The following is a 12901-nucleotide window of genomic DNA, read 5'->3' as shown; positions in this document are numbered from 1 at the left end:
TGCGCTCGCAGTGCAGAAAGATAAACGATAGCGTATTTCGCTTCGCGTGCCTGTCAGGCAGGAAACGCGCACCACCTGCGGGGCAGCTACCTTGTCGCGCCACCTGGATAACACTCAGATGAGAATGCTCTCTTTGCTGGCCCTGTCGGCCAGCCTGGTTTGTTCCCCGGTTCTTGCCGGTACCGCGCCGGCTGCCGCCGGCGACAAGAATGCCTTCGTCGCCGATCTCATAGGACGGATGACGCTGGAGGAGAAGATCGGGCAATTGCGCCTGATCAGCATCGGCGAGGACATGCCCCAGCCCCAATTGCTCAAGGAGATCGCGGCGGGCCGGGTAGGCGGCACGTTCAACTCGGTGACGCGCAAGGACAACCGGCCGATGCAGCAGGCGGCGGTGGAGCGCAGCCGCCTGAAGATCCCCATCTTCTTCGCCTACGACGTGGTGCACGGGCAACGCACCATCTTCCCGATCAGCCTGGGCCTGGCATCGAGCTGGGACATGGAAACCGTGGCGCAGAGCGCGCGCGTCTCGGCCATCGAAGCCAGCGCGGATGGCCTCGACATGACCTTCGCGCCGATGGTCGACATCTCGCGCGATCCGCGCTGGGGGCGCACGTCGGAAGGGTTTGGCGAGGATCCGTACCTGGTCTCGCTGTGCGCGCAGGCCAGCGTCAGGGGCTTTCAGGGAACCTCCCTGGCCAACGCAGATAGCGTGATGGCGGTGGTCAAGCACTTCGCGCTGTACGGCGCGGTGGAAGGCGGGCGCGACTACAACACGGTCGACATGAGCCCGCTGCGCATGTACCAGGACTACCTGCCGCCGTACCGCGCCGGCATCGATGCCGGCGCCGGCGGCGTCATGATTGCGCTGAACTCGATCAACGGCGTGCCGGCCACATCCAACACATGGCTGTTGCGGGACCTGCTGCGCAAGAGCTGGGGCTTCAAGGGCATCACGGTGAGCGACCACGGGGCCATCGACGAGCTGACCAAGCATGGCGTGGCCAAGGATGCGCGCGAGTCCGCCAAGCTCGCCATCCTGGCCGGCGTCGACATGAGCATGCACGACTCCGCCTACCGGGACCACCTGCCCGAACTGGTGAAATCCGGCGAAGTGCCCATGCGCGTCATTGACGACGCGGTGCGCGAGATACTGGGCGCCAAGTACGACCTGGGACTGTTCCAGGAACCCTTCAAGCGCATCGGCGCCGCGGAGCAGGACCCGGCCGACGTCGACGCGCCGAGCCGCCTGCATCGGGAGGCCGCACGCGCCGCCGCGCGCAAGTCGCTGGTGCTGCTCGAGAACCGCGAGCGCACGCTGCCGCTGAAGAAGGCCGGCACGGTCGCGCTCGTCGGGCCGCTGGCCGATGCGCCCATCGACACCATGGGGAGCTGGTCGGCTGCCGGCAAATCCGCGCAGACGGTGACGCTGCTCCAAGGCGTGCGCGACGCGCTCGGCGGCAATGGCCGCGTGGTCTATGCCCGCGGCGCGAACGTGACCGACGACGCTGGCGTGGTCGGGTACCTGAACTTCATGAACTGGGACAAACCCGAGATTGTCCAGGATAAGCGTGCCCCGGGGGACATGATTGCCGAAGCCGTGGCGGCAGCGCGCGGCGCCGACGTGATCGTGGTGGCCGTGGGCGAGTCGCGCGGCATGTCGCATGAAGCCTCGAGTCGTACCACCTTGTCGCTGCCGGGCAGCCAGGAGACGCTGCTCAAGGCGCTCAAGACCACCGGCAAGCCGATGGTGGTGGTGTTGATGAACGGCCGCCCGCTCACCATCAACTGGGTGAAGGACAACGCCGACGCCGTGCTCGAGACCTGGTACGCCGGCACCGAAGGCGGCCATGCCATTGCCGACGTGCTGTTCGGGGACTACAACCCTTCGGGCAAGCTGCCCGTTTCCTTCCCGCGCTCGCTCGGGCAGATCCCCACCTACTACAACCAGCTGCGTATCGGGCGCCCGTTCGTGCCGGGCCAGCCGCCAAACTACACCTCGCAATACTTCGAGGAAACGTCCGGTCCGCTGTACCCGTTCGGCTACGGACTGAGCTATACGGACTTCAGCGTATCCGGCATCACGCTGTCGAGCCCCACCATGCCGCGCGGTGGCCGCATCGAGGCGAGCGTGACGGTGAAGAACACCGGGCAGCGCGATGGCGAAACCGTGGTCCAGCTCTATATCCAGGACGTTGCCGCTTCCGTGGTGCGGCCGGTGAAGGAACTGAAGGACTTCCACAAGCTCATGCTCAAGGCAGGCGAGGAGCGCGTGGTGCGTTTTGCCCTCGATGAGGACAAGCTGAAGTTCTTCAATGCCAAACTTGACTATGTCGCCGAGCCGGGGGAGTTCAAGGTCCAGATCGGGTTGGATTCGCAAGCTGTGCGTGAGCAGGGCTTTGTGCTGCAGTAGGGGAGAGGTGAGGGCTTGGGAAAGTGCGTTGATTGCGCGCGCGGTCTCAGCCCGCTGGCCTGAATAGGGGTTTATGCCAGCTTTTCGCCGGCGCCGCGTTGCGGTCTACTGAAAGCGAGTTGAGACGTGGCTGGCGTGTGGAACAGATACTGCCGTGCTTTCCACAAATGATCAGCCGTGGATTCCTACTTCAGGAGACAACACCATGGTGACCAAGCAGGACGATGCATTCGTTTTGAAAAACCTTCTCGCGCTGGCGGCAGTGGAAGCGCTAGGCGGCGCGATTGCGCTAGGGTTCGCCTTCAACCTCCTGACCTGACTGGAATATCGCCAGGGACCGTCCATCATTAAATAAGCATTAAATAAGCACTAAATAAGCACTAAATAAGCACTAAAGCTCCCCGGCACTGGCCTGGTTCTGGCCAGCACGCCGGGGAACTCGCCTTGACCCTACCTTGAGGGCCAGCGCCGTCAGCTCAGTTCAGGCTTCCCGGATTTTGTGCCGCAGCGCGCTGTTTGGACTTGGCCGCCCAGTACGCGCCAATCTGCTTCTGCGTGATCTCGCCCTTCTTCTTGGCGTCGATCGCGTCGAAATTCTTGTAGACCTCGGGCATGCCCGCCTCCGCTTCCTCTTTCGTCAGCTTGCCGTCGTGATTAGTGTCGGCAGCAGCGAACTTTTCCGCGAATTTTGCCTTGGCTTCCTTTGCATTCATCGGCTGCTGTTGCGCGCCGACGCTGCCGGCGGCGAAAAAGGCGAGCAGCGCCAGGCTGGCTGTTGATACTAGCCGTGGAATCATTAGCGTCTCCTTGAACACTTCGATGGTGGGGCCTGCCGGTCTGGCGGATGTCCGCGATCGGCGGGCTTTTGCAGGAATCGGGGAGCAATCGATTCCCCCAGATCCTTGGCTATGATCATCGTTGGCTTTCCGGTGTTCGGGTATTTAGATATTTCCGGATCTGATATTAGAATTTTCCCAATCCAGGGGGCGAGCCGGGTAATCCCTAGCACCACTTAAAACACGCCGGGAATGACGCGATATCGCACATTGGCCTGATACGCGCGATAGGCGGGATCCTGGCCCAGGAGTTGTTCTTCCCTGAACATCCGGCCCGTTTGCAAGGCATAAAGGCCGCCGTAGAGCAGTGCATTGCGCCAGCCAAAGTTGGCCAGCAGGAAGCCAAGGTCCGTCACCAGATAGCTGAGATAAATGGGGTGGCGCACGAGCCGGTACGCGCCGCGCGACACCACGCCGCGATTGGCGGGCAGGATGCCGAAGGAGCCGCGCAGCGATAGCTTGGCGAATAGCTGGAACAGGATGCCGGTGATTTCCAGCGTTGCGCCGACTGTCTCGGGGACAAGGCGAACGCCGGGGTCGAGTTCGATCCCGAGATAGTAGAAGCTGCCGCCAATCGACATCACAAAGCTCAAGGGGCGCATGTCGCGCCTTTCGGGGATCCGCGAGAACAGCGACAAACCTACGGTCAGCACCGTGGCAACCACGAGCAGCAGCAAGGTGATGCGCTCGGGCGCCAGGCGCCACTGCGCGTAAGCGCTATAGGCGAACAGGCTCAGCAACAGGACGACGCCCAGGCGCGCGGACACCTCCATCACCATCTCACGCACTTGTGGCCGGATGAATCTGATAGAGAATCCACCGCCGTTGCGCGCATTGACCCGATTGGCGCTACGCGACTTTGCGTCGCTATCGTTATGCATTCCCTGAGACCTCTCTGTTTTTATAAGGCAAGCCTGCATGACCCGCGCGGGACATCGTCATGCCGCGTCGGATGGATTCAGCGTGCCAATCATGAGCAGAGATTACGCCGGGATGCGGGTGCAACCCATATCCCCCTAACGAGGGGACAACCTTGCGCCTCGCGTGTCAGGCAGCCGCGGGGCGCGCGGGAGGGGGGCGACATCGTGCAAGCCGGTGGCGGCCGGGATGTGCGCCTGCCTACACCTTGCTGCCCGACGCCGCCTCGCTGATGTACTCGGCGAGCCGGCTTGCCACCGGCTGACGGCTATGGCGTGGCCGCTCCACCAGGCCGATCTCGCGGTGAAAGGTATCGTCGCCAAGCGGCAGGGCAGTCACGCCGTGGGGCCAAGGGCCTTGCGCCGCCGTTTGCGGAATCAGCGCCACGCCAAGGCCGCGCGCCACCAGTTGCACGATGCCCTGCAGCTCGTCCAGCTCGATGGCGTCCTGTACCGCCAGCCGTGACTGTCGCAAGAACTGGTCGACCAGCCGGCCACCGAACGAGCTGCGGTCATAGCGGATAAAGGGCGCGGATTCCAGCGCGTCGCTCCAGGCCTGGCCTGCCATGGCGGCCGGCGCCAGCAGCACGAACGGCTCCATCACCAGCGTGCGCCACTCCAGCTCCGACGGCAGCGCAAAGGGAGGCCGGATCATCACCGCGATATCGATCTCGCCCGCATCCACCTGGCCAAGCAGGTTCAGGGACACGCCCGGCACAACGCGGATCCTGCAGCCGGGCAGCTCGGCGCGGAAGGCGGCCATCGCGTCGATCAGGAACGACACCTGGGCCGAGGCGATCGAGCCCACCCGCACCATGCCGCTGCGCTCCGTGGCGCCGCCGTGCTCGCCGATGCGCGCGTAGAGCGCCATCAGTTCCTCCGCCAGCGCCAGGGTTTCCCGGCCGGCGGCGTTCAGCCGCGCCGAGCGGCCCGTGCGGTCGAACAGGGAGAAGCCAAGCTCTTGCTCGAGGCGGTGGATCTGCGCGCTGACAGCCGACTGGGTCAGCCCGATGCGCGCGCCCGCGCTGGCAAAGGTGCCGTGCCGGGCTACGGCGATAAAGGTCTTGAATTCGCGCAGCATGATCGTTTCATCAATTTTCGTGTAGCTAAGGTCAAAAATATATCGCTTTTTTTAATTGGTTGCCATGCCTAGACTTTCCCTCATTGGTTCACCGGCCGGCGTTGCCGGCGGCGGGCCAAGACCCGACCCACACAACACTTCGAACACTTCGATCCCCAAGCACCATGAGCGAAATCACTCCCGTCCTCGCCCCGTTCCACCTTGCCTTCCCCGTCCACAGCATCGCCGCCGCGCGCGAATTCTACGGCGACCTGCTGGGCTGCCCCGAAGGGCGCAGCGCGCCGGACTGGGTGGATTTCAACTTCTACGGCCACCAGATCGTGGCCCACCTGGCGCCGGAAGAAGCAGGCCACCGCCACACCAGCGCCGTGGATGGCGATGCCGTGCCGGTGCGCCACTTTGGCGTGGTGCTGCCGATGGATCAGTGGCATGTCGCTGCCGACAAGCTCAAGGCCGCCAACCTGTCGTTCATCATCGAGCCGCATATCCGCTTCAAGGGCGAGGTAGGCGAGCAGGCCACGATGTTCTTCCTCGATCCGTCGGGCAATGCGCTGGAGCTCAAGGCCTTTGCCAATATCGCTTCGCTGTTCGCCAAGTAACACGAACGTCGGATCCACATCGGATCCACATCGGATCCACGTCAGACCAGAGTGAGACCGGCCACAAGGCCGGCCGCCGCACGCGGGGGCAGGGCTTACCCGCCCCGCGTGCATCGCCCCCACGCAGTAGCTGCAAGAGTTAGTCGATATGCGAAGAATCCTGGTTGCCAACCGTGGCGAGATTGCCTGCCGCATCATCCGCGCCGCGCAGGCGCTCGGCATGGAAACCATCGCCGTGCATTCCGCCGCCGATGCCGGCGCGTTGCACTGCGAGATGGCCGATATTGCCGTCGCGGTAGGGCCCGCGCCGGCGGCGCAGAGCTACCTGAATGTGGAGGCGGTGCTCGCCGCGGGCACGGCGCATGGCGCCGATGGCGTGCACCCAGGCTATGGCTTCCTCTCCGAGAACACCGCGTTTGCCCGTGCGGCGCAAGCGCAAGGCATGCAGTGGATCGGCCCGTGCGTCGAGTCGATCGAGAACATGGGCGACAAGAACCGCGCCCGCGATATTGCCGCCGCGTGCGGCGTGCCGGTGCTGCCCGGCAGTATCCGCTTCCTGCCCGAAGACCTGTCGCGCCTGCACGCCGAGGCCCGGCGCGTTGGCTATCCCGTGCTGGTCAAAGCCGCCGGCGGCGGTGGCGGCATCGGCATGAAACGCGTCGACGGGCCAGACACGCTGGCGGCCACGGTGGCGTCCACCCAGGCGCTGGCCCTGAAGGCCTTTGGCGACGCCAGCATCTACCTGGAGCGCTACGTGCCGCGCGCCCGGCATATCGAGGTGCAGGTGTTTGGCTTCGGTGACGGCACGGCGGTGCACCTGTTCGAGCGCGAATGCTCGGTGCAGCGCCGCTTCCAGAAGATCATTGAAGAAAGCCCGGCGCCCAATGTGCCGGCCGCCGTGCTGGCCAGCATGAGCGCGGCTGCGGTGGCGCTGGCCGCGCACCAGCGCTACAGCGGCGCGGGCACGGTCGAGTTCATTCTCGACGCGGACAGCGGCGAGTACTTCTTCCTGGAGATGAACACGCGCATCCAGGTGGAGCATGGCGTGACCGAGGCCATCACCGGCTGGGACCTGGTGCAGGCGCAGATCCGGCTCGCCGCCGGCACGCTCGCACCCAGCGCGCAGCATGATATCCGGCGGGCAGGCGCGGCCATCGAGTGCCGGCTTTATGCCGAGAACCCGGCGCGCCATTTCATGCCATCGCCGGGCAAGCTGGCGCGCTTTTGCCTTCCGGCGGGCATGGCCGGGCTGCGCGTGGACACCGGCGTGCGCCAGGGCGATGCGATCACGCCGTTCTACGATCCGATGATCGCCAAGCTGATTGCCTATGGCACCGACCGCGAAGCCGCCATCGCCACCATGCAGGCGGCGCTCGGTGCAACCGTGATCGAAGGCATCCGGCACAACGCCGTGTTCCTTGGCCGCGTGCTGGACCATGCGGACTTCCGGGCCGGCCGCGTCGATACCGGTTTTGTGGAGCGCGAGCTGGCGGTGCTGGTGGGCGAGTCGGCCGCGCCGGTGGCAGTGCCCGCGCCATCCGCCGTGGCGGTGCGGGCATGATCGCGCAGGACACGCAACACGCCGCGCCGGACGCGCAAGCGTCCTGGCGGATCGCGCCGTCCGGCGATCGCTGCCTGATTGTCGAGTTCGGCACGGTGGCGGAAATCGCCATCAATCGCCAAGCCTGCGCGGCAGCGGTGCGGATCGCCGCCGCGGCCTTGCCCGGCGTGACCGACATCGTGCCCGCCCTGACCACCGTGGGCGTGCACTACCAGCCGATTGCCGTGGCCCGCGCGATGGGTACCAGCGCCCCGTTCGAGGCGCTTTCGGCCATGATCGGCGAACTCCTGTGCGAAGGGCTTTCGTCAAACGCGGGCGCGCCGCTGGTGATCGATATTCCCGTCTGCTATGGGGGCGAGCACGGTCCCGACCTGGACGATGTGGCAGCCACCTGTGGCCTGTCGCCCGAGCAGGTCATCGCGCTGCATAGTGCCGAGCCGGTCGATGTGCTGATGCTGGGCTTCGCACCGGGGCATCCCTATGTGGGCCGCTTCGACGCGCGCCTTTCGCCGCCGCGCCGCAGCACGCCACGTACCGCGGTGGCGGCGGGCTCGATTGGCCTGGCCAATCGGCAGACCGTGATCTATCCCATGACCTTGCCGGGTGGCTGGAACCTGATCGGGCGCACGCCCGTGGCGCTGTTTGACCCGCATCGCGCGTTGCCGTGCCTGCTGGCCGCCGGCGATCGTGTGCGCTTCGTGCCGATCTCTTCCGACGTATTTGAATCCATGCTGGCGGGCGGAGGCGTGCAACCATGAGCATCGAAGTCATCAAGCCCGGTGCGTTGAGCACCTTCCAGGATCTCGGCCGCAACGGCTACCAGCAACTCGGCGTGCCGGCCAATGGCGCCATGGACGAGCGCGCCCACCGGCTGGCGAACGCGCTGGCCGGCAACGCCGCGGCGCAAGCCACGCTGGAGATCACGCTGATGGGCCCCACGCTGCGGTTCCATGTGCCGGCCGTGATTGCCGTGTGCGGCGCGGATCTGGATGCCATGCTCGACGGCACGCCCGTCCCGATGAACCGTGCGGTGCCCGTCGCCGCAGGCGCGGTGCTTGCCTTCGGCAAGCGCCGCAGCGGCCTGCGCGCTTACCTTGCGGCGCAGGGCGGCTTTGCGCTGACGCCGGTGATGGGCAGTTGCAGCACCTTTGTGCGCGGCGGCTATGGCGGCGCGGCCGGCAAGCCGTTGCGCAAGGGCGACCGCATTGCCTTGCGTGGCGGCGTGCCCGCACCGGTCCGCGATGCCGGTTTCCCGGCGTTTCCGGCGCTTCCGGCGTTTCCGGCCGATGTCCTCACCGCGCCCGATCAGCCTGTACGCATCGTCGCCGGGCGCGAATGGGCGCGCTTCTCCGACGCCGCCAGGCATGCGCTTGTCAGCGAGCCGTTTCGCATTGGCGCGCAATCGGACCGCATGGGTTATCGCCTGGAAGGCTTGCCGCTCGCGCTGGCTGCGCCTGCCGAGATGCTGTCCGAGGCCGTGGCCTTCGGCACGATCCAGGTGCCGCCCGACGGCCAGCCCATCGTGCTGATGGCGGACCGCCAGACCACTGGCGGCTATCCCAAGATTGCCCATGTGTGCGCGGTGGACCTGCCGCGCCTGGCGCAAAAGATGCCGGGCGAGACGGTGCGCTTTGCCTTGATCGATCTGCCGGAAGCCCAACGCCTTGCCATGCTGCAAGACGCAGTATTCGACGCCATGGATACGCAAACGGCAGGGGAGCACGCGCATGGATGAGATCGATTTCAACAGCGATATGGGCGAGAGCTTCGGCATCTACCGCCTTGGCGACGATGCGGCCGTGCTGCCGCATGTCACCTCCGCCAACATCGCCTGCGGTTTTCACGCAGGCGATGCGCAGACCATGGCAGCTACCGTGTGCGCCGCCAGTGCGCTCGGCGTCTCGCTCGGCGCGCATCCGGGCTTTCCGGATCTGCAGGGTTTTGGAAGGCGCGCCATGCAGCTCGGCCGCGAGGAGGTCTACAACATCACGGTCTACCAGGTTGGCGCCCTGCAGGCGTTTGCCGCCGCGGCCGGCAGCCGGCTCGCGCATGTGAAGCCGCACGGTGCGCTGTACAACCAGGCCGCGCGCGATGGCGTCATGGCGCGCGCGCTGTGCGAGGCGGTGCGCGATGTGGATCCGTCGCTGGTGTTCTACGGCCTGGCCGGCTCCGCGCTGGTCACGGCCGCGCGCGAGGCCGGACTCGCGGTGGCGCAGGAAGTCTTTGCCGACCGCACGTATCAGGACGATGGCTCGCTGACCCCGCGCAGCCATCCCGCCGCCATGATCACCGACGTGGAGGCGTCCATCGCGCAGGTATTGCGCATGGTGCGCGACGGTGTGGTGCGCTCGCTGGGTGGCGTGGACGTGCCGGTCCGGGCGGACACGCTCTGCATCCACGGCGACCAGCCGGGTGCGGCCGGGTTTGCCCGCCGCATCCGCGCCGCGCTGGAGGCGGAAGGTATCACGGTGCGTGCACCGCAATCACGATAGCAACGGACAAACAGAATATGCCCCACACAAAATCCCCCATATCCATCGTGGCAGACACCGCCGGCACCCTCTGGAAACTCGTGGCGCAGCCTGGCGAGATGCAGGTAAAGGATGCCACGCTGCTGATTATCGAATCCATGAAAATGGAAATACCGCTTGAGGCCGGATCGGCTGGTTATATTGAATCGTATTGCGTGGCCGAGGGTGAGATGGTGGAAGAAGGGCAGGTATTGGGCAGTTTTATTCCCGCTGCTTGAAATCGCGCTATTGATAAAGCTGTAAATCCGCCGCTGACATTGATTTTGTGGCGTCGGCCCGGCCGCACGGCCTGGCTGTTTTCTCAATGATCCCGTGGGTTGGGAGATTAATCACCAGCTGGCTGTGAACGATACCGGTTTCGGTGCGTTCCATGCCCCAGGCGGGACGAAAGGTTCATTGTTGTGGTGCGGCGGGGCGCATTGAATCCCCGAGTCAGATGGCTTTTTTTAGTCAGGAATCGTAACGCCCGGAATTCCGTGTTTTTAACGAAATAGCCGCTGGCATGCTTGTTGCAAAGTATCCGGTGTAATCGATGAAGCATGAATCCCGGCGGCATTTAAAGGCCCGCGATTCCCGGCAGGTGGTTAGCTCTCCGGAAATAAAAACAAGACGCGAGCCCGCCCTGTGCGCCAGGAAGTTTCAGGCACAGGACGGCCATCGCGGCAGGTATTCGTGCTTCAGCGCTGGTTCATCCAGGCGTTTCACCACGCCTGGACTGGATTTTCTACCCCGTTGCATCCTGGAAACTGACAATATGTCCAACGCCCCCACCTCATCCCTGCCGATGCCCGACGTGGCGCCGGCATCCACCCCTGCCACGGCGCCGGCAACCGGCAATGCCGTCGCCCGCAAAGCCGCCATGGCCGCCGCCGCCGGTACCGCCATCGAGTATTACGAGTTCGGCGTGTACGGCTATATGGCCTCTACCATCGGCCCGCTGTTCTTCCCTAGCGACAGCGCCACGGCTTCGCTGCTGGCCATCCTGGCCGTGTTCGGCAGCGCCTTCCTGATGCGCCCGATCGGCGGCATCGTGCTTGGGCGCCTGGGCGACCGCGTTGGCCGCCGTGCCGTGCTACTGGTCACCGTGATCGGCATGGGCATCGCCACCGGCATCATCGGCCTGCTGCCGGTGGCTGCCAGCGCGGGCATCGTCGCGCCGCTGCTGCTGCTGGCGATTCGCCTGGCGCAGGGCTTCTTCGCCGGCGGCGAAGTCACCGGCGCGGCCGCCTATGTGGCCGAGTCCGCGCCCAAGGGCAAGCGCGGCTTCTATGGTGCCTTCACGCCGGTGGGCGTGGCCGTGGGCGGCGCGCTGGCTGCGACCGTGTGCGGCATCACCACCGGCTTGCTGGAGCCTGCGCAGATGCAGGCGTGGGGCTGGCGCATTCCGTTCCTGATGGCGATCCCGATGGTGGTGATCTCGTCGATGGTGCGCAAGCGCGTGGAAGAGTCCGTGGCCTTCAAGCAGTTCCAGGAACACAGCGAGCCGCCCAAGGCGCCGCTCAAGGAAGTCTTCACCGAGCACATGCCCGCCGTGGTCAAGGTGGTGCTGCTGTCCTTCGGCCAGAACGTGGGCTACTGGGTGGGGCTGGTGTTCATGAACATCTACATGACCACCTATCTCAAGTACGACAAGGCAACGGTGTACTGGATCATGGCGTTCGTCAGCCTGACCATGGCCATGCTGATGCCGCTGTGGGGCGGGCTGTCCGACCGGCTCGGCCGGCGCAAGGTGCTTGCCATCGGCTTTTGCGCCTATATGGTGCTGGTATTGCCGATGATGATGCTGATGGACAACCACAGCATCGGCCTGGCCTTTCTCGCCATGATGGTGGTGGCGCTGCCCATGCCCATCGTGCAGTCCGTCGGCTACCCGACCTATGCCGAGCAGTTCCCGACCCGCGTGCGCTACACCGGCATGGCGTTCAGCTTCAACATCGGCGCCATCCTCGGCGGCGGGCTCACGCCGTATGTGGCCACCGCGCTGATCGGCAGCACCAGCAACCTGCTCAGCCCGGCCTACCTGCTCATGGGGGGCGCGGCAGTCAGCCTGCTGGCCCTGCTGGGCGTGAAGGAAACCGCCCGCCAGGCCCTCGACTGATGACGGAGCGCAACCGGAGCATGGAGATGGAAAGAAGCATCCACGCCGCGGCCGGGCTTGCCCCCGGCTGGGCCGCCACGCCGGCTGGCGCCCGTGCCGGCATCCGCAGCGGCCGGTACAACGGCAATACCAGCGGCATGGCGCCCGGCCATGGGCAGGGCAACCTGATGATCCTGCCCAAGGCCTGGGCCGGGGATTTCCTCGGGTACTGCCGGGCCAACCCGGTGCCATGCCCGCTGATCGGCATGACCGAAGCGGGCAGCCCGGCGGTGCCGATGCTCGGCGGCGATATCGACCTGCGCACCGACGTGCCGCGCTACCGCGTGTGGCGCCATGGCGAACTGGTGGAGGAGCGCGACGATATCAGCACGCTCTGGCAGGACGATTTCGTGGGCTTTGTGCTGGGCTGCTCGCTGTCGTTCGAGGACGCGCTGGAACGCGCTGGCTTGCGCGTGCGGCACGTGGACGAAGGCAAGATCGTGCCGATGTACCGCACCAGCATCCAGACCACGCGCGTCGGCGCCTTCCATGGGCCGATGGTGGTGTCGATGCGGCCTTACACGCCGGAAGAGGCGGCCATCGCCTCGGCCGTGTGCGCCCGCTTGCCGGGGGCGCACGGGGCGCCGGTTCATATGGGCGACCCCGCCGCGATCGGCATCGCGGACATCGGCCGCCCGGACGAAGGCGAGCCGACCGCGATCCTGGCCGGGGAGATTCCGGTGTTCTGGGGGTGTGGGGTGACGCCGCAGGCGGCGGCCATGATGGCGCGTCCGCCGCTGTGCATCACCCATGCGCCGGGGCACATGCTGGTGTGCGACGTGCCTGCCGATGGGTTGAGGTTACTCTGAGCGCAGGGAGATGAGGT

General features: G+C 65.6%; 12 protein-coding genes. 9 read left to right on the top strand and 3 right to left on the bottom strand.

Going from position 1 to position 12901, the window contains the following annotated elements; genetic code table 11:
* Nucleotides 1-124: 124 nt before the first annotated feature.
* Entirely contained in the window at nt 125-2413 is a 2289-nt protein-coding gene (gene bglX, locus AC1RQC_RS32365; RefSeq protein ID WP_492885742.1) for a beta-glucosidase BglX, read from the top strand.
* A gap of 476 nt (nt 2414-2889) precedes the next feature.
* Here the strand turns inward: bglX and AC1RQC_RS32360 are convergent, their stop codons facing one another.
* The 3 genes from AC1RQC_RS32360 to AC1RQC_RS32350 all read right to left on the bottom strand — a co-directional run bounded on the left by AC1RQC_RS32360 (nt 2890) and on the right by AC1RQC_RS32350 (nt 5247).
* A complete protein-coding gene (locus AC1RQC_RS32360) occupies nt 2890-3210 on the bottom strand; it encodes a calcium-binding protein (RefSeq protein WP_183031142.1) in 321 nt (106 codons plus the stop codon).
* A gap of 215 nt (nt 3211-3425) precedes the next feature.
* Entirely contained in the window at nt 3426-4130 is a 705-nt protein-coding gene (locus tag AC1RQC_RS32355) for a methyltransferase family protein (RefSeq protein ID WP_492372743.1), read from the bottom strand.
* A 238-nt stretch (nt 4131-4368) separates the two neighbouring features.
* Entirely contained in the window at nt 4369-5247 is an 879-nt protein-coding gene (locus AC1RQC_RS32350; protein WP_492372744.1) for a LysR family transcriptional regulator, read from the bottom strand.
* 164 nt (nt 5248-5411) lie between these two features.
* Here AC1RQC_RS32350 and AC1RQC_RS32345 point away from each other — a divergent pair, with 164 nt between their 5' ends.
* The 8 genes from AC1RQC_RS32345 (at nt 5412) to AC1RQC_RS32310 (ending at nt 12884) form a co-directional block, all read left to right on the top strand.
* A complete protein-coding gene (locus AC1RQC_RS32345; protein ID WP_253930999.1) occupies nt 5412-5846 on the top strand; it encodes a VOC family protein in 435 nt (144 codons plus the stop codon).
* A gap of 148 nt (nt 5847-5994) precedes the next feature.
* Nucleotides 5995-7407 (top strand): acetyl-CoA carboxylase biotin carboxylase subunit, encoded by a 1413-nt coding sequence (locus tag AC1RQC_RS32340; RefSeq protein ID WP_492826980.1) that lies wholly within the window; start codon nt 5995-5997, stop codon nt 7405-7407.
* Nucleotides 7404-8165, top strand: a complete 762-nt coding sequence (gene pxpB, locus AC1RQC_RS32335; protein ID WP_492826981.1) for a 5-oxoprolinase subunit PxpB — start codon at nt 7404-7406, stop codon at nt 8163-8165. Before AC1RQC_RS32340 ends, pxpB begins: the two co-directional genes overlap by 4 nt.
* A complete protein-coding gene (locus tag AC1RQC_RS32330) occupies nt 8162-9142 on the top strand; it encodes a 5-oxoprolinase subunit C family protein (protein WP_492885685.1) in 981 nt (326 codons plus the stop codon). The genes pxpB and AC1RQC_RS32330 overlap by 4 nt, the downstream gene beginning before the upstream one ends.
* The gene (locus AC1RQC_RS32325; protein ID WP_492372748.1) at nt 9135-9899 is read left to right on the top strand and encodes a LamB/YcsF family protein; all 765 of its coding nucleotides are present in this window, start codon (nt 9135-9137) and stop codon (nt 9897-9899) included. The genes AC1RQC_RS32330 and AC1RQC_RS32325 overlap by 8 nt, the downstream gene beginning before the upstream one ends.
* Nucleotides 9900-9916: 17 nt before the next feature.
* Entirely contained in the window at nt 9917-10156 is a 240-nt protein-coding gene (locus tag AC1RQC_RS32320; RefSeq protein WP_492372749.1) for an acyl-CoA carboxylase biotin carboxyl carrier protein subunit, read from the top strand.
* 536 nt (nt 10157-10692) lie between these two features.
* Complete coding sequence (locus AC1RQC_RS32315; protein ID WP_492885683.1) at nt 10693-12036, top strand: MFS transporter; 1344 nt, start codon at nt 10693-10695, stop codon at nt 12034-12036.
* 20 nt (nt 12037-12056) lie between these two features.
* Complete coding sequence (locus AC1RQC_RS32310) at nt 12057-12884, top strand: putative hydro-lyase (protein ID WP_492826987.1); 828 nt, start codon at nt 12057-12059, stop codon at nt 12882-12884.
* Nucleotides 12885-12901: the final 17 nt, after the last annotated feature.

This window comes from Cupriavidus sp. GW822-FHT03E04 (assembly GCF_058801495.1).
Note: the sequence above shows the minus strand (reverse complement) of the source record. Positions and strands in the feature narration are given on the sequence as shown.

Coding starts and splice junctions, on each gene's coding strand:
- bglX (WP_492885742.1), top strand. CDS start 125: ATGCTCTCTTTGCTGGCCCTGTCGGCCAGCCTGGTTTGTTCCCCGGTT.
- AC1RQC_RS32360 (WP_183031142.1), bottom strand. CDS start 3,210: ATGATTCCACGGCTAGTATCAACAGCCAGCCTGGCGCTGCTCGCCTTT.
- AC1RQC_RS32355 (WP_492372743.1), bottom strand. CDS start 4,130: ATGCATAACGATAGCGACGCAAAGTCGCGTAGCGCCAATCGGGTCAAT.
- AC1RQC_RS32350 (WP_492372744.1), bottom strand. CDS start 5,247: ATGCTGCGCGAATTCAAGACCTTTATCGCCGTAGCCCGGCACGGCACC.
- AC1RQC_RS32345 (WP_253930999.1), top strand. CDS start 5,412: ATGAGCGAAATCACTCCCGTCCTCGCCCCGTTCCACCTTGCCTTCCCC.
- AC1RQC_RS32340 (WP_492826980.1), top strand. CDS start 5,995: ATGCGAAGAATCCTGGTTGCCAACCGTGGCGAGATTGCCTGCCGCATC.
- pxpB (WP_492826981.1), top strand. CDS start 7,404: ATGATCGCGCAGGACACGCAACACGCCGCGCCGGACGCGCAAGCGTCC.
- AC1RQC_RS32330 (WP_492885685.1), top strand. CDS start 8,162: ATGAGCATCGAAGTCATCAAGCCCGGTGCGTTGAGCACCTTCCAGGAT.
- AC1RQC_RS32325 (WP_492372748.1), top strand. CDS start 9,135: ATGGATGAGATCGATTTCAACAGCGATATGGGCGAGAGCTTCGGCATC.
- AC1RQC_RS32320 (WP_492372749.1), top strand. CDS start 9,917: ATGCCCCACACAAAATCCCCCATATCCATCGTGGCAGACACCGCCGGC.
- AC1RQC_RS32315 (WP_492885683.1), top strand. CDS start 10,693: ATGTCCAACGCCCCCACCTCATCCCTGCCGATGCCCGACGTGGCGCCG.
- AC1RQC_RS32310 (WP_492826987.1), top strand. CDS start 12,057: ATGGAGATGGAAAGAAGCATCCACGCCGCGGCCGGGCTTGCCCCCGGC.